Source organism: Pedococcus sp. P2_D7 (assembly GCF_056404295.1).
The window spans coordinates 512,145-525,894 of sequence record NZ_JBFUEH010000005.1 but is presented as its reverse complement, the minus strand read 5'-3'; the positions used below and the strand labels follow the sequence as shown (position 1 = coordinate 525,894).

The following is a 13,750-nucleotide window of genomic DNA, read 5'->3' as shown; positions in this document are numbered from 1 at the left end:
ATGAGAATGATTGTCATGACGCTTCGCCCCCTCGGTCTGCTCGCGGGCCTCTTGTCCATCGCCGTGGTCTCCGCCTGTGGCGCGACCGGGGGGCGGGGCGCCGACGACGGTCGGCTCGAGGTCGTCGCAGCCTTCTACCCCCTGCAGTACGCCGTGCAGCAGATCGGCGGCGCGCACGTCGCGGTGCAGGGCCTGACCAAGCCGGGGGCCGAGCCCCACGACCTCGAGCTGAGCCCGCGCCAGGTCGCCACGATCGCCCAGGCGGACGTCGTCGTCTACGAGTCCCACTTCCAGCCGGCGGTCGACGCCGCCGTCGGTGAGCAGGCGAAGCAGACCGCTCTCGACGTGTCCGCCGCAGCCCGACTGGACCTCGTCGCGGTCGAGGACGCCCACGAGCACGGCGCCGAGACCGCGGAGGAACACGCCGCGCACGGCGCTCGGGACCCCCACTTCTGGCTCGACCCGCTGCGGTACGCCGACGTCGGCGACGCGATCGCCAGCCGGCTGGCCGACCGCGACCCGGCCAACGCCGCGGCCTACCGGGCCAACGCAGCGGCCTTCCGCGCCTCGATGACGACCCTCGACGACGAGTTCCGCACCGGTCTGAAGACCTGTGTCATCGACGAGCTGGTCACGTCGCACGCCGCCTTCGGCTACCTGTCGCAGACCTACGGCTTCCACCAGGAGGCGATCACCGGGCTGACCCCCGACGCCGAACCGAGCCCGGCCGCCATGGCCGAGCTCACCCGACACATCCGCGAGACCGGAGCGAGCACCGTGTATGCGGAGACGCTCGTCAGCGAGGACGTGGCCCGCACGCTCGCCCGGGAGACCGGTGCCAGACTGGCCGTGCTCGACCCCATCGAGGGCATCACCTCCGCCTCCGCCGGCCGCGACTACCCGAGCGTGATGCGGGCCAACCTGCAGGTCCTGCGCGCGGGACAGGAGTGCTCATGACGACCACCGAGTCCACGCCCATCATCGAGCTGCGGCACGCCTCCTTCGGCTACGCCGACCAAGCCGTGGTCACGGGGGCCACCCTCGCGATCCACCCCGGTGAGGTCGTCGCGGTCCTCGGGCCCAACGGCTCGGGCAAGTCCACCCTCGTGCGCGGGCTGCTCGGCCTCAACGACCACCTCGGCGGGGACGTCGAGCTGTTCGGCCAGCCGCGCGAGTCCTTCTCCGACTTCGCCCGGCTGGGCTACGTCCCCCAACGACACACCCTGTCGGCGTCGGTGCGCGCCACGGTCGCGGAGATCGTGGCCGTCGGCCGCCTGTCGCACCACCGGTGGTGGCGTCCGGTGCTCAGGTCGTCGCAGGATGCCGCGATCATCGACCGCGCCCTCGATGTCGTGGGGCTCAACGACCGCGCCCACGCCGACGTCGCCACCCTGTCGGGTGGGCAACAGCGCCGCGTCCTCATCGCCCGCGCCCTCGCCTCCAACCCCGACGTGCTGCTCATGGACGAGCCGACCGCCGGCGTCGACACCGCCAACCAGCAGGTGCTCTCCACCGTCCTCGCCCGGCTCGCTGCCCGGGGCACGACGATGGTCATCGTCACGCACGAGCTCGCAGCACTGGCAGACATCGTCACCCGGATCGTCGTGGTGCAGGGTGGCCACCTCGTCTTCGACGGTTCACGGGACGAGTTCGCTGCCAGGACAGGCGAGTTCGTGTCATCGGCCGACCACCACCACCACGAGGACGAGAACCGCGTGCGCTCCCCCAGGCTCCCCGGCGCCCCGTCGGCCGGCCCACTCGACCCCCGAGGACAGGTGCACTCATGAGCGAGCTCCTCTCCCTCGACTTCATGCGGCAGGCCCTCATCGCCGCAGTCCTGGTCGGCATCGCCGCCCCACTCGTCGGGGTCTTCCTGGTGCAGCGTCGGCTCTCCCTGATCGGCGACGGCATGGGCCACGTGGCGCTCGCCGGCGTGGCCGTCGGGGTCCTCACCGGGCAGGCACCCGTCCTCACGGCCCTGGTGGCGGCGGTCGCCGCCGCCGTGGCCATCGAGCTGATCCGCGGGCGCGGTCGCACGAGCGGCGACATCGCCCTCGCGGTGATGTTCTACGGCGGCATCGCCGCCGGCGTGGTCATCATCGCCAAGTCGCCGAGCAGCAGCCCGGCCAACCTCACGGCATACCTCTTCGGGGCCATCACCACCGCCGACCAGAAGGACCTGTGGGTCTTCGCGGGGCTGGCGCTGGTCGTGCTCGTCGGCACCTGGCTGTTGCGCCCGTGGCTGTTCGCGGTGGCCAACGACGAGGAGTACGCCCGAGCCAGCGGGCTGCCCGTGACGGGGCTCAACATCGCCCTCGCCGTGCTCACCGCCGTGACCGTCGTCGTCTCGATGCGGGTCGTCGGGCTCCTGCTCATCAGTGCACTGATGATCATCCCCAACGCCACCGCGCAGCTGCTCGGTCGCAGCTTCCGGGCCTCGACCCGCTGGGCGGTCGCCGTCGGCGTGGTCTCCAGCGTCGGGGGCGTGATCGCGTCGTTCTACGCGGAGACCCCGTCGGGCGGGACGATCGTGCTCCTGGCGATCGGCTTCTTCGTCGTGGCGGCAACGGCGACCGCGACGGTTGCCAGGGCCCGCGCCCACCAGCACCGACGGGCCGAGCGGCACGACCACGAGCACGGCCCGGAGTGCGGCCACCCCGCGGTCGCCCACGGTGACCACGTGGACTACGTGCACGACGGCCACCGGCACGCCCCGCACGAGGGCCACTACGACGAGCACGACTCGAGCCAGCACGCCAAGGAGGCGGCCCAGCCATGACCGGCACCCGCGAACGCCCCGCTCTCGAGGGCACCCGTCGCCCCACGCGGCAGCGCGCTGCCGTGGCAGCGGTGCTGGCGGAGAACGACGAGTTCCGCTCCGCCCAGGAGCTGCACGCCATCCTGCGCGACACGGGAGACAAGGTCGGCCTCGCCACCGTCTACCGCAACCTCCAGGCAATGGCCGCCGACGGCGAGATCGACATGCTCCGCACCGATGACGGCGAAGCGGTCTACCGCGCCTGCTCGACCGGTCACCACCACCACCTCGTGTGCCGCGTGTGCGGACGCACCGTCGAGGTCGAGGGACCGACCGTCGAGGCCTGGGCGAACAAGGTCAGCGCAGAGCACGGGTTCACCGACGTGCACCACACCCTGGAGATCTTCGGCACCTGCGGGGCCTGCTCGACTCAGTAACCTTTGCTAGCAAAGGAAACTGGCAGGTGGACAGGTTGCACCCTGTCCACCAACGAGCAACCTTTGCTAGCAAAGGTTCCTGGAACCCGCGGCTAGGTCGCGGCCCGGTCGACCGCCCCGCCGTAGCGTCGGTCCCGCTCGGCGTAGGTCTGGATCGCGGCCCACAGGTGGCGTCGGTCGTAGTCGGGCCAGAGGGTGTCCTGGAAGACCATCTCCGCGTAGGCGCTCTGCCACAGCAGGAAGTTCGACGTGCGCTGCTCCCCCGACGACCGCACGAACAGGTCGACGTCGGGCATGTCCGGCTCGGGGAGGTGGCGCGCGATGGTCTTCTCGTCGATCGATCCCGGCTTGAGCTTGCCGCGCTGCACCTGCTCGGCGATCCGCTGCACCGCGTCGGCGATCTCGGCGCGTCCGCCGTAGTTGACGCAGAAGTAGAGCGTCAGCCCGGTGTTGTCCTTGGTGAGCTCCTGGGCGGTCTCGAGCTCCTGGATGACCGAACCCCAGAGGCGCGGGCGCCGACCCACCCAGCGCATCCGCACGCCCCACTCGTGGAGCTGGTCGCGGCGCCGGCGGATCACGTCGCGGTTGAAGCCCATCAGGAAGCGCACCTCGTCGGGGCTGCGCTTCCAGTTCTCGGTCGAGAACGCGTAGGCCGACAGGTGGGTCACCCCGGCCTCGATCGCGCCGGCCGTCACGTCGAGCAGCGCCGCCTCACCGGCCTCGTGTCCCTTGGTGCGCGGGAGACCACGCTGGTTGGCCCAGCGGCCGTTGCCGTCCATGACGATGGCGATGTGGCGCGGCACGAGCTCCCTTGGGAGAGAGGGAGGTTGGGCTCCGCTCGGGTGGGCGAACGGCTTCGGGTAGACCATGCTCACGCCTGGGCCGCCTGCGCGGCGGCGTGCGCCTCTTCCACCGTGTCCACCACGCTGAGAGGGGCCGGCGCCCACGTCACGCGGGAGTCGAGTCTCGGCTGGGCGTCGGGGTCACGTCGGTCCACGAGGCGCAACGATCGCACACCCTTCTCGAGGTGCCACTGGAGGAAGGCGCTGGCCAGGGTGCTGCCCTCCCTGCGGTGGCGTCCCTGGGACGCGTCGGCGAGGACCCAGTCGCCGGCGAGCAGGGCCGCCAGCAACGACAAGGTCTCCGGCGCCGGCGCAGCGGAGCCGACCGGGCGGCATACCGGGCACACCGTGCCACCCGCCGCGAGGTTGAACGCGCGGTGCGGACCCTCGGCGCCGCACCGGGCGCAGTCGTGGAAGCTCGGCGCCCAGCCCGCGATGGCGAGCGCCCGGAGCAGGTAGGCGTCGAGCACCAGGCCGGGGTCGTGCAGCCCCTCGGCCATCGAGCGCAACGCGCCCTGGAGCAGGAGGTACTGCTGGAGGTTGGGCTCGCGCTCCTCGGTGAGCCGGTCCGCCGTCTCGAGCATCGCGGCCGCAGCGGTGTAGGTCGTGTAGTCGCGGGCCAGCACGTCACCCCACGAGGCGAGCGACTCGGCCTGGGTCACGGTGTCGAGGTTGCGGCCCTCGTAGCACTGGACGTCGACCATCATGGCCGGCTCCAGCCGAGCCCCGAACCGGCTCTTGGTGCGGCGCACCCCCTTGCCGACGACCCGCACCTTGCCCAGACCGCGGGTGAGCAGCGTGACGATGCGATCGGCCTCACCCAGCTTCTGGGTGCGCAGGACGATTCCCTCGTCGCGGTACAGGGGCATGGCCCCATTGTCGCAAGTCCCGTCCCGGAAGCCGGTATGCCGTGCCGATGGTCAGCCGCGCAGCCCCAGCCCGAAGAAGGCGAGGCCGATGATGACGAGGATGACCACGAGCGCGACCAGGCCCGCCCAGAGCCCACAGGCCAGGCCGCGGGCCAGCGCGTCGTCCTCGGCGCGACGCTCGGTCATGGGACGACGGTAGCGTCACGCGCCAATTGGATGCCGTGTCGGACTAGAACACCTGTTCGAATGTGGGTTAGAGTGCCGCCATGTCCACGGCATTCCAGGGCTCCCTGCTCGACACCGGTGACGACATCGCGCTGCACTCCCTGACCGACGGCCTGCACCGCACCCCGCTCAGCCGCGGGGCCTGGGTGGACTACCGTCCCGGTTGGCTGGCCGGCGCCGACACGCTGTTCGAGCTGCTCCACCACGAGGTGCCATGGCACGCCGAGCGGCGCGAGATGTACGAGCGCATGGTCGATGTGCCCCGGCTGCTCAAGTTCTACGACGAGGACGAGGTCCTGCCGCACGCCGCCTTGACGCAGGCCCGTGAGGCGCTGAGCAGCCACTATGCCGCCGAGCTGGGCGAGCCGTTCGCGACCTCGGGACTGTGCCTCTACCGCGACGGTCGCGACTCGGTGGCGTGGCACGGCGACCGGATCGGCCGGTCCAAGGACCTCGACACCATGGTGGCCATCCTCTCCGTCGGCTCGGCGCGCTCCCTGATGCTGCGTCCGCGGGGCGGGGGCCCCTCGATGGGCTTCTCGCTCGGTCACGGCGACCTGGTCGTGATGGGCGGCTCGTGCCAGCGCACCTGGGACCACGCGATCCCCAAGACGACCAAGGCGGTCGGCCCGCGGATCTCGATCCAGTTCCGTCCCCGCGGGGTGCGCTAGGGCACCCGGGCCAGTCCCGTTCCGCCCCCTGTGGGCTCGTGCGTGTGGCAGCATGTGGGCCGCGCGGACGCGGGAATCCGTGCACGGAGACCATCGGGGGATCAGGTGACACGGGCTCTCGATGTCCAGGACGACGACGGACATCGGCCGGGTTTGAGCCTGCGACGGCGCCCTCTCACCCTCGCCGCCGCCCTCGTGGCGGCAGCGGCCACACTGCTGGCCTCCGGGTGCGAACGCTTCCCGGCACCACGCACGTCGGACCGGTCGGCGGCCCCCCGGTCGGGACCGACAGTGGTCGGTGGGTGGTCGCGCGTCGCCACGCCCGATGAGCTGTCCGGGCCGATCGACACCGTGGGCGTGATCGGGATGATGTTCGTCGGGCGGCGCGGCGACGGATCGTGCCTCGAGGAGATGGATTTCGATCGACGGTTCGCCTGCGTGGCCTGGCTGCCCTCCCAGCACGTGATGGCCTTCGACACCGCCGCCGAGTGGTCCCTGCTGGCCAGCTCGAGGCCGGCGGCGACCCCCCAGCTGTACAGCGCTGACACCCAGCTTCCGGTGCGGTGGGCCCTCGAGCTGCACGACCCCCCAGCGACCGCGCGGCGGCTGGCTGCCGACGGCACCATGGACGACGCCGTCAAGGTCCAGTCGGTCGCCATCGACGACGATGGCGTCTTCCCCATCGCAGCGGGCACGACGACCACCGCCGGCGGCGATCGGCTGGGCGTCTGGACCCTGCAAGCGGACCACTTGGTCAAGGTGGCTCCGCCGGACGGCCAGGGCTGCTGCGTGGTCGAGCCCGGCAGCGTGGTCCGGTCCGCCGGCACCGACCCGCAGGTTCTAGTCGCCGCCTCCGTGCGCGATGCGACCGACTCTGACGGGCCCTATCGGGTGCGCGCATGGGCTGGCTGGAGTGATGGCACTGGTCCCGACAGCTGGACCTGGGCGGAGCAGCGGCTGGCGACCTCACTGGAGGTGCTGACCGACGCAGTGGGCGACACGCTGGACACCTGGCTCGCCGGGACCTCCCACGGCACCGCGGTGGTCCTGCGGACGTCGGAGCACCGCCGCGGGTTCGAGCGCGTCGAGCTACCCGACATCCCCGTGGACCCGGATGAGCCCGTCCTCGTCGTTGCCCTCTCTTCGTTCGCCGACGACGACGCTCTCGTCCTCGCCGTGCAGACGCCGACGGGCGGACAGGTCTGGACCCATCACGACTCGGGGTGGAGGTCCGTGGATCTCCCGAAGGGTGTGGTGGTGGACGCGGCCGTGTTCGACGGCACGGCCTACGTCACGCTGCGCGACGACTCCGGCCACATCACCCTGTGGCGTCAGAGGGTCATGGCGAGCACCATCGTGGAGGACCTGGGCGGCCCGGACGAGATCGGCGACTACGTCCCCCGTGGCTACCTGGACGAGGTCCGCCGCGAGGACTGGCACGACTGAACACCATCGCACCGCTGAGGCGAGGCATGCCGGGTGGCCGGAGCCGGCGCGGCATACCCGCCGTCACTCGGCGAGGGTCATCCGCTCCGCACGGTTCACGGCGGAGAGCACCGCGGTCAGGGACGCCTTGACGATCGAGGAGTGCAGCCCGACACCCCACAGCACGCGGTCACCGACGGCGCACTCGACGTAGGCCGCAGCCTTCGCGTCGCCACCGGCCGACAGGGCGTGCTCGGCGTAGTCGAGCACGCGGACGTCCACGCCCAGCGTTGACATGGCATCGATGAACGCCGCGATGGGGCCGTTGCCGGTGCCCTCGACGGTGACCTCCACGCCACGGTCGAGCATCGTCGCGCTGATCCGGTCGACGCCGCCCTGCTCGCTGAGCAGCGAGTGGCTGATCGGCGTGAACCGGCCCCAGGTGTTGACCGCACCGTCGACGGCCGGCAGGTACTCGTCCTGGAAGATCGACCACAGCTCGGCCGCGCTGACCTCGCCGCCCTCGCTGTCGGTCTTGGCCTGCACGACGCCGCTGAACTCGATCTGGAGCCGGCGCGGCAGGTCCAGCTGGTGCTCCGCCTTGAGCAGGTAGGCGACGCCACCCTTGCCCGACTGGCTGTTGACCCGCACCACGGCCTCGTAGGACCGGCCCACGTCGTGCGGGTCGATCGGCAGGTAGGGCACGCCCCAGACGAGCTCGTTGATGGACTTGCCGCTGGACGCCACTTGGCGCTCCATGTCCTCGAAGCCCTTCTTGATCGCGTCCTGGTGCGAGCCGGAGAACGCCGTGAAGACGAGGTCGCCGCCCCACGGGTGGCGCTCCCCCACCGGCAGCTGGTTGCAGTGCTCCACGGTGCGACGGATCTCGTCGAGGTTGGAGAAGTCGATCTGCGGGTCGATGCCCTGGCTGAAGAGGTTCATGCCGAGCGTGACCAGGTCGACGTTGCCGGTGCGCTCGCCGTTGCCGAACAGGCAGCCCTCGATGCGGTCGGCGCCGGCGAGGTAGCCCAGCTCCGCCGCGGCGACACCGGTCCCCCGGTCGTTGTGCGGGTGCAGGCTGACGACGATCGACTCGCGCCGCTCCAGGTGGCGGACCATCCACTCGATCGAGTCGGCGTAGACGTTCGGGGTCGCCATCTCGACCGTGGCCGGCAGGTTGATGATCATCTTGTGGTCCGGGGTCGGGTCGATGACGTCGGCCACCTCGTTGCAGATCCGCACGGCGAACTCGAGCTCGGTCCCGGTGTAGGACTCCGGGCTGTACTCGTAGTAGACCGTCGTGTCGGGGATGGTCTCCTCGAGCTTGCGGCACAGGCGCGCGGCCTGGAGCGCGATGTCGACGATGCCGTCCTGGTCGAGCCCGAAGACCACGCGTCGCTGCAGGATGGACGTCGAGTTGTAGAAGTGGACGATGGCCTGCTTGGCGCCGCGGATCGAGTCGAAGGTGCGCTCGACGAGGTGGTCGCGACACTGCGTCAGCACCTGGATGGTGACGTCGTCGGGGATCATGTCGTCCTCGATCAGCATCCGCACGAAGTCGAAGTCGGTCTGGCTCGCCGAGGGGAACCCGACCTCGATCTCCTTGTAGCCCATCCGCACCAGGAGCTCGAACATCCGCTTCTTGCGGTCGGGGCTCATCGGGTCGATCAGGGCCTGGTTGCCGTCGCGCAGGTCGACGGCGCACCAGCGCGGCGCCTGCTCGATGACGCGGGTGGGCCAGGTGCGGTCGGGGAGCGCGAAGGGGATCTGGTCCTGGAAGGGGACGTACTTCGCGACCGGCATGCCCGACGGCTGTTGGGGGTGGATCATGGTGTCTCGCCTCACGATTCGCTGCAGTTGGCCGTACTCAGGGTCTCAGCCGGCAACGCGAACTCCGCGACGAGGGGCGGCTGATCGGTCAGGCCCCGCCGCGGCGGCGAAGGAGGAGGCGCAGTGAACGCACGGGTCGAGGGTATGCCGCGCGCCCGGCATCCGTCCAACGTGCGAACCTGCTCGCCCACCATCCGGACGCAGGGCGGGTAGGTTGCCGCCATGATGATCCGACCGGACACCCTCGCGGCCATCAGGGCGGGCGACGTCGATCTCGCCTTTCGGCGCTGGGACCGTCCGAGGGTGGTCGTCGGCACGAGGCTGCGCACGCGCGTCGGCCTGCTCGAGGTGACGTCCGTCGAGAAGGTCGCCCCGTCGCGGATCAGCGCCGAGGAGGCCCGGCGAGCGGGCGCGAAGTCGGTCGTCGAGCTGCGCCGGATGCTGGAGGCCAAGGCCGACCGGCCGGTCTGGCGGGTTGGGCTGCGCCACGCGGGCGCCGACCCGAGGGAGCAGCTGCGCGCCACGGTGCCCGAGGCCGACGAGGTGGCCGCGATCCGCGAGCGCCTCGACCGGCTCGATCGCGCGTCGTCGATCGGCCCGTGGACGCGGGCGACGCTGCTGATCATCGACCGCTCCCCGACGGTCCGGGCGCCAGAGCTCGCCGCCGAGCTGGGGCGGGACACCCCGAGCTTCAAGCGCGACGTCCGCAAGCTCAAGGAGCTCGGGCTGACCGAGTCACTCGACATCGGCTACCGGCTGTCGCCCCGTGGGGCGGCCGTGGTCGACGCCGAGTCCGGCGCTCCACGGCTCGACCGGCCGACCGCCCCCGAGGGCACTCCCCTGCCCCGCATCGGCGCCCCCGCCACGCGGGCACTGCGGGCCGAGGGGATCTGGACCCTCGAGCAGGTGCGGGACCGCAGCGAGGAAGGGCTGGCGGCGCTCCACGGGGTGGGACCGATCGCGCTCCGGTTCCTGCGCGAAGCCCTGGCCGAGCGCGGGTGGACGTTCGCCGAGGGTGGTCAGTCGAAGATCCCCGAGTAGGCGTTGAGCGCGGGCTGTCCACCGAGATGCGCGTAGAGCACCGTCGAGTCCTTCGCGATCTCGCCGGACGTCACGAGGTCCACGAGACCAGCCATCGACTTCCCCTCGTAGACCGGGTCGATGATCATGCCCTCCAGCCGACCGCTCAGCAGGATCGCCTCGATGGTGGAGTCGACCGGGATGCCGTAGAGATCGCCGGCCCAGCCGTCGAGCACGGTCACCTCGTCATCGCGGAGCGGCCGGTCGAGGCCGATGAGGTCGGCGGTGTGCTGCGCGATGCGGCGGACCTGGTCGCGGGTCTTGTCGATCGTGGCCGAGGCGTCGATGCCCAGGACCCGGCGCGGGCGACTGCCGGCGTCCTCCAGGGCTGCGAACCCGGCGATCATGCCGGCGTGGGTCGAGCCGGTCACGGTGCACACGACGATGGTGTCGAAGGAGACCCCGAGCTCCTCCTCCTGCTGGATCACCTCGTAGGCCCAGTTCGCGAACCCGAGGCCGCCCAGCCGGTGCTCGGAGGCCCCGGCAGGGATGCCGTAGGGCTTGCCCCCGGACTCCTCGACCTCGCGCAGCGCGTCCTCCCAGGACGAGCGGATCCCGATGTCGAAGCCGTGCGGGTCGAGCCGGGCGTCGGCCCCCATGATCCGCGACAGCAGGATGTTGCCGACCTTGTCGTTGACCGGGTCGTCCCAGTCCACCCACTTCTCCTGCACCAGGCGGCACTTGAGCCCGAGGTGTGCCGCGACCGCCGCGACCTGCCGGGTGTGGTTGGACTGGTAGCCACCGATCGACACCAGCGTGTCCGCGCCCTGCGCGAGGGCGTCGGGGACGATGTACTCGAGCTTGCGGGTCTTGTTGCCACCAAAGGCGAGCCCGCTGTTGCAGTCCTCGCGCTTGGCCCAGACCTGCGCGCCACCGAGGTGCGCGGTGAGACGCGCCAGCCGGTGCACCGGGCTCGGGCCGAAGGTGAGCGGGTAGCGCTCGAAGTCGTGGATCGACATGCGGATCTCCTCGGGTCGGGTCAGGTGTCGAGCAGGGGGGCAAGGGTCTGCCAGGTCTGGTGGGACACCTGGGCGGCCGCCTCCCGGTCCCCCGCCTCGCACAGGTCGATGAGCCGGGCGTGCAGGGCGACGGAGCCACGGCCCGACAGCGAGCTGAACCGCAGCCGCTCCACCCGCCGGAGCACCGGGGTGAACTGGTCGAGGACCGCGGCGAGCGCGGCGTTGCCCGCCGCCGCGACCGGTATGCCGTGCAGCTCGTCGTCGGCGGCGAGGGCCCCCTCCGCGTCGCCGGCCTCCAGAGCCAGGCGGAAGCGCGCGTTCGCGGCGCGCATGCGGGCGAGGTCGTCGGCCGTCAGCAGGCCGACCGCGTCGTGGACGGCGAGCCGGTGCATCTCGGCCACCACCGCCTGGGCGTCCCGAGCCGCCCGGGTGTCGAGCGAGGCCACCGTGGTGGAGCGACCCGGGAGCGCGGCGACCAGCCCCGCCTGCTGGAGGCGCAGCAGGGCCTCGCGCACCGGGGTGCGGCTCACGCCGAGCCAGGCCGCCAGCTCCTGGTCGCGCAGCTGCTCGCCGGGGCCGAGGGTGCCGTCGACGATCGCGTCGCGCACCCGGCGATAGACGTCGTCGCGCAGCAGGGCACGGGAGACCGGAGGCTGCGGCGCGGGGACGGGCACGCGATATATTGCATATCAGTTGGGCCGGCCGGTCAAGGGCTGCTCAGCTCCTGGACCCCGTCGAGCTCCGCGATCGAGGCCGTCGAGAAGACCGGCGACCATAGCAGGAAGAGCACCGACAACGAGCCGCCGACCGCCGCGACGACCATGGTCGGCGCCAGCCCGATCCACTCCCCGACCAGACCACCGAGGACCGCACCGAGCGGACGGATGCCGTAGTTCACCGTCGAGAACGCTCCGGTCACGCGGCTTCGCACGCCGTCAGGCGTCACCGCGGTCATCAGGGCGTTGAGCGGGATGTCGAGGCACATGACGCCCAACGCGGAGATGAACTCCACGAGCGCCAGCACACCCGCCCGCGACCAGGTCGGGCCGCCCGCCAGGGGCAACAGCGCAAAGGGAGCCGAGAACACCACGGCGCCGACCGCGATGGTGCGCCCGAGCCCGATGCGACGCGTGAGCGGCCCAGCGAGCACCGTGCCGAGGAGACCACCGGTCGCACCGATGCCGAGGGCCAGGCCGATGACCCCGGCCGACAGGCCCAGCTCGCGGCTGGCGAAGAGGATCAGCAGCGCACCGGCCATCAGGTTGAACAGGTTGATGGTCGTGGCGCACGCGAGCGAGGCGCGCAGGTAGCGGTCCTTCAGCACCAGGCCCATGCCATCGCGCGCCCGTCGGAGCAGCCCCGCCTCGTTCGAGGTGTCGACCGGCAGCTCGCGCAACCGCACCCTGCCGATGAGCACCGCAGAGATGGCGAAGGTGACCGCGTCGACCAGCATGGCGACCGGCGCCGTGACCGCTTGGATCAGCCCACCGGCCACCGCCGGCCCCGCCACGAACGACGCCGACCGCGTGCCGCTGAGCAGGCTGTTGGCCTCGACGAACTGGTCACGCCGCACCAGCGCGACGAAGAAGCTGGGGTAGGACGTCTGGTAGAGGACCTGACCGGCTCCCGCGAGCAGCGCCACCGCGAAGAGCTGGCCCATCGTGATCGCCCCCAGGAAGTGGGCGACGGGCAGGCTGAGCAGCACGACGCACCGCAGCAGGTCGGCCACGATGAGCAGCCGGCGCTTGCGCACCTGGTGGTCGACCCAGGTGCCGACGAACAGCGACAGCAGGTTCGGCGCCCAGACCGCAGCCGTCAGGAGGCCCACCGTGGGAGCACTGGCGTGCAGGGCGGTCACCGCGATCAGCGGGAGCGCCAGCTCGGTGATCCGGTCGCCGAACTGGGAGATGCCCTGCCCCGCCCAGTACGTGGCGAACCGGCGGTCCCGCCAGAGCGGGGCCTTCGTGGTGGTCGTCGTTGCCGCGGACTCGCTCATGGGGTCTCGTCCACCTCGGAGCCGTCCTGCGCCTCGGGAAGCACGTAGCGCAGCATCCGAACGTTGCGGCCACCGGGCACGGCCTGGCGGTTGCCCCGGCGGTGCACGAAGGGTGCAAGCAGGTGCTCGATGGCCGACTCCACCTCAGCCAGCTCCTCGGCGGTGACGACGACCGTGGTGTTAGACAGGCCCGCCGACCGGCGCCAGTCGTCCTCGAGCAGGGGCTCGGTCTCCCGGGTCCAGGCGCGAGGCAACGGCTCGGCCTGGTCGAACAGGACGTGGGACAGCAGGGTCGCGGCGTCCCGACCCGCGTCGTCGGCGGGTGGGACGAAGCGGAAGCCCGTTCCGGCGGCCTCCCACCACCGCTGACGCCCGTCCGACTCCACGTCTGCGTCGCGGACCAGGCCGTGCTCGGCGAGGTGGCGCAGGTGCCAGCTCGTGACGGACGGAGTGGCCCCGACGAGCGGCGCGAGGGCCGTCGCCGTGCTCGGACCGTAGCCCTGGAGGCGGCTGAGGATCGCCAGCCGGACGGGGTGGGCGAGCGCCCGCATGGCCCGAGGGGTGAGCTCGACGTCGCCGTACGGGTTGTCACCGCGCTGCTCCGACATGACCGCTCCAGACGGTGGTGGGAATTGTGAGAGAACTCGTGCTTGAGAAG

The 13,750-nt window shown here is 71.4% G+C and carries 15 protein-coding genes; 7 read left to right on the top strand and 8 right to left on the bottom strand.

The window, feature by feature from the left end; translation table 11 throughout:
* Positions 1-15 precede the first annotated feature (15 nt).
* Genes AC1DWJ_RS14895 through AC1DWJ_RS14880 form a run of 4 tightly spaced genes read left to right on the top strand, consistent with a single transcriptional unit; the run spans position 16 to position 3,195 of the window.
* Entirely contained in the window at positions 16-957 is a 942-nt protein-coding gene (locus tag AC1DWJ_RS14895; protein ID WP_477621192.1) for a metal ABC transporter substrate-binding protein, read from the top strand.
* Entirely contained in the window at positions 954-1,787 is an 834-nt protein-coding gene (locus AC1DWJ_RS14890; protein WP_477621191.1) for a metal ABC transporter ATP-binding protein, read from the top strand. Before AC1DWJ_RS14895 ends, AC1DWJ_RS14890 begins: the two co-directional genes overlap by 4 nt.
* Positions 1,784-2,779 (top strand): metal ABC transporter permease, encoded by a 996-nt coding sequence (locus AC1DWJ_RS14885; RefSeq protein WP_477621190.1) that lies wholly within the window; start codon positions 1,784-1,786, stop codon positions 2,777-2,779. The genes AC1DWJ_RS14890 and AC1DWJ_RS14885 overlap by 4 nt, the downstream gene beginning before the upstream one ends.
* Positions 2,776-3,195: a Fur family transcriptional regulator gene (locus AC1DWJ_RS14880; RefSeq protein WP_477621189.1), complete on the top strand. Its 420-nt coding sequence runs from the start codon at positions 2,776-2,778 to the stop codon at positions 3,193-3,195. The genes AC1DWJ_RS14885 and AC1DWJ_RS14880 overlap by 4 nt, the downstream gene beginning before the upstream one ends.
* 92 nt (positions 3,196-3,287) lie before the next feature.
* Here the strand turns inward: AC1DWJ_RS14880 and AC1DWJ_RS14875 are convergent, their stop codons facing one another.
* The 3 genes from AC1DWJ_RS14875 to AC1DWJ_RS14865 are packed head-to-tail and all read right to left on the bottom strand — an operon-like array spanning position 3,288 to position 5,092.
* Positions 3,288-4,064: an isoprenyl transferase gene (locus AC1DWJ_RS14875; protein WP_477621216.1), complete on the bottom strand. Its 777-nt coding sequence runs from the start codon at positions 4,062-4,064 to the stop codon at positions 3,288-3,290.
* Positions 4,065-4,066: 2 nt separating this feature from the next.
* Positions 4,067-4,906, bottom strand: a complete 840-nt coding sequence (recO, locus tag AC1DWJ_RS14870) for a DNA repair protein RecO (RefSeq protein WP_477621188.1) — start codon at positions 4,904-4,906, stop codon at positions 4,067-4,069.
* 51 nt (positions 4,907-4,957) lie between these two features.
* Positions 4,958-5,092 carry a hypothetical protein gene (locus AC1DWJ_RS14865; RefSeq protein ID WP_477621187.1) on the bottom strand — a complete coding sequence of 45 codons (135 nt, stop codon included), beginning with the start codon at positions 5,090-5,092 and terminating at the stop codon, positions 4,958-4,960.
* An 80-nt stretch (positions 5,093-5,172) separates the two neighbouring features.
* Between AC1DWJ_RS14865 and AC1DWJ_RS14860 the strand changes: the two genes are divergently transcribed.
* The gene (locus tag AC1DWJ_RS14860) at positions 5,173-5,802 is read left to right on the top strand and encodes an alpha-ketoglutarate-dependent dioxygenase AlkB (RefSeq protein ID WP_477621186.1); all 630 of its coding nucleotides are present in this window, start codon (positions 5,173-5,175) and stop codon (positions 5,800-5,802) included.
* 105 nt (positions 5,803-5,907) lie between these two features.
* Positions 5,908-7,248, top strand: coding sequence for a hypothetical protein (locus AC1DWJ_RS14855; RefSeq protein ID WP_477621185.1), 1,341 nt, complete (start codon positions 5,908-5,910; stop codon positions 7,246-7,248).
* A gap of 63 nt (positions 7,249-7,311) precedes the next feature.
* Here the strand turns inward: AC1DWJ_RS14855 and leuA are convergent, their stop codons facing one another.
* The gene (gene leuA, locus AC1DWJ_RS14850; RefSeq protein ID WP_477621184.1) at positions 7,312-9,057 is read right to left on the bottom strand and encodes a 2-isopropylmalate synthase; all 1,746 of its coding nucleotides are present in this window, start codon (positions 9,055-9,057) and stop codon (positions 7,312-7,314) included.
* Between the two features lie 222 nt (positions 9,058-9,279).
* On the opposite strand from leuA, the gene AC1DWJ_RS14845 reads away from it, so the two are divergent.
* Positions 9,280-10,098 carry a hypothetical protein gene (locus tag AC1DWJ_RS14845; RefSeq protein ID WP_477621183.1) on the top strand — a complete coding sequence of 273 codons (819 nt, stop codon included), beginning with the start codon at positions 9,280-9,282 and terminating at the stop codon, positions 10,096-10,098.
* Here AC1DWJ_RS14845 and AC1DWJ_RS14840 read toward each other — a convergent pair.
* From AC1DWJ_RS14840 to AC1DWJ_RS14825, 4 genes are read right to left on the bottom strand one after another with little or no spacing between them, the layout of a single operon-like run.
* Entirely contained in the window at positions 10,077-11,096 is a 1,020-nt protein-coding gene (locus tag AC1DWJ_RS14840; RefSeq protein ID WP_477621182.1) for a 1-aminocyclopropane-1-carboxylate deaminase, read from the bottom strand. The two genes, AC1DWJ_RS14845 and AC1DWJ_RS14840, sit on opposite strands and share 22 nt — an antisense overlap.
* A gap of 20 nt (positions 11,097-11,116) precedes the next feature.
* On the bottom strand, positions 11,117-11,770 hold the full coding sequence (locus tag AC1DWJ_RS14835) for a GntR family transcriptional regulator (protein ID WP_477621181.1): 654 nt from the start codon (positions 11,768-11,770) through the stop codon (positions 11,117-11,119).
* A 32-nt stretch (positions 11,771-11,802) separates the two neighbouring features.
* Positions 11,803-13,092: an MFS transporter gene (locus tag AC1DWJ_RS14830; protein WP_477621180.1), complete on the bottom strand. Its 1,290-nt coding sequence runs from the start codon at positions 13,090-13,092 to the stop codon at positions 11,803-11,805.
* Entirely contained in the window at positions 13,089-13,700 is a 612-nt protein-coding gene (locus AC1DWJ_RS14825; protein WP_477621179.1) for an ArsR/SmtB family transcription factor, read from the bottom strand. Before AC1DWJ_RS14825 ends, AC1DWJ_RS14830 begins: the two co-directional genes overlap by 4 nt.
* Positions 13,701-13,750 lie beyond the last annotated feature (50 nt).

What these genes read in the sequence shown, in the direction of transcription:
- AC1DWJ_RS14895 (WP_477621192.1), top strand. Translation starts at nt 16, where the DNA reads ATGACGCTTCGCCCCCTCGGTCTGCTCGCGGGCCTCTTGTCCATCGCC.
- AC1DWJ_RS14890 (WP_477621191.1), top strand. Translation starts at nt 954, where the DNA reads ATGACGACCACCGAGTCCACGCCCATCATCGAGCTGCGGCACGCCTCC.
- AC1DWJ_RS14885 (WP_477621190.1), top strand. Translation starts at nt 1,784, where the DNA reads ATGAGCGAGCTCCTCTCCCTCGACTTCATGCGGCAGGCCCTCATCGCC.
- AC1DWJ_RS14880 (WP_477621189.1), top strand. Translation starts at nt 2,776, where the DNA reads ATGACCGGCACCCGCGAACGCCCCGCTCTCGAGGGCACCCGTCGCCCC.
- AC1DWJ_RS14875 (WP_477621216.1), bottom strand. Translation starts at nt 4,064, where the DNA reads ATGGTCTACCCGAAGCCGTTCGCCCACCCGAGCGGAGCCCAACCTCCC.
- recO (WP_477621188.1), bottom strand. Translation starts at nt 4,906, where the DNA reads ATGCCCCTGTACCGCGACGAGGGAATCGTCCTGCGCACCCAGAAGCTG.
- AC1DWJ_RS14865 (WP_477621187.1), bottom strand. Translation starts at nt 5,092, where the DNA reads ATGACCGAGCGTCGCGCCGAGGACGACGCGCTGGCCCGCGGCCTGGCC.
- AC1DWJ_RS14860 (WP_477621186.1), top strand. Translation starts at nt 5,173, where the DNA reads ATGTCCACGGCATTCCAGGGCTCCCTGCTCGACACCGGTGACGACATC.
- leuA (WP_477621184.1), bottom strand. Translation starts at nt 9,057, where the DNA reads ATGATCCACCCCCAACAGCCGTCGGGCATGCCGGTCGCGAAGTACGTC.
- AC1DWJ_RS14845 (WP_477621183.1), top strand. Translation starts at nt 9,280, where the DNA reads ATGATGATCCGACCGGACACCCTCGCGGCCATCAGGGCGGGCGACGTC.
- AC1DWJ_RS14840 (WP_477621182.1), bottom strand. Translation starts at nt 11,096, where the DNA reads ATGTCGATCCACGACTTCGAGCGCTACCCGCTCACCTTCGGCCCGAGC.
- AC1DWJ_RS14830 (WP_477621180.1), bottom strand. Translation starts at nt 13,092, where the DNA reads ATGAGCGAGTCCGCGGCAACGACGACCACCACGAAGGCCCCGCTCTGG.
- AC1DWJ_RS14825 (WP_477621179.1), bottom strand. Translation starts at nt 13,700, where the DNA reads ATGTCGGAGCAGCGCGGTGACAACCCGTACGGCGACGTCGAGCTCACC.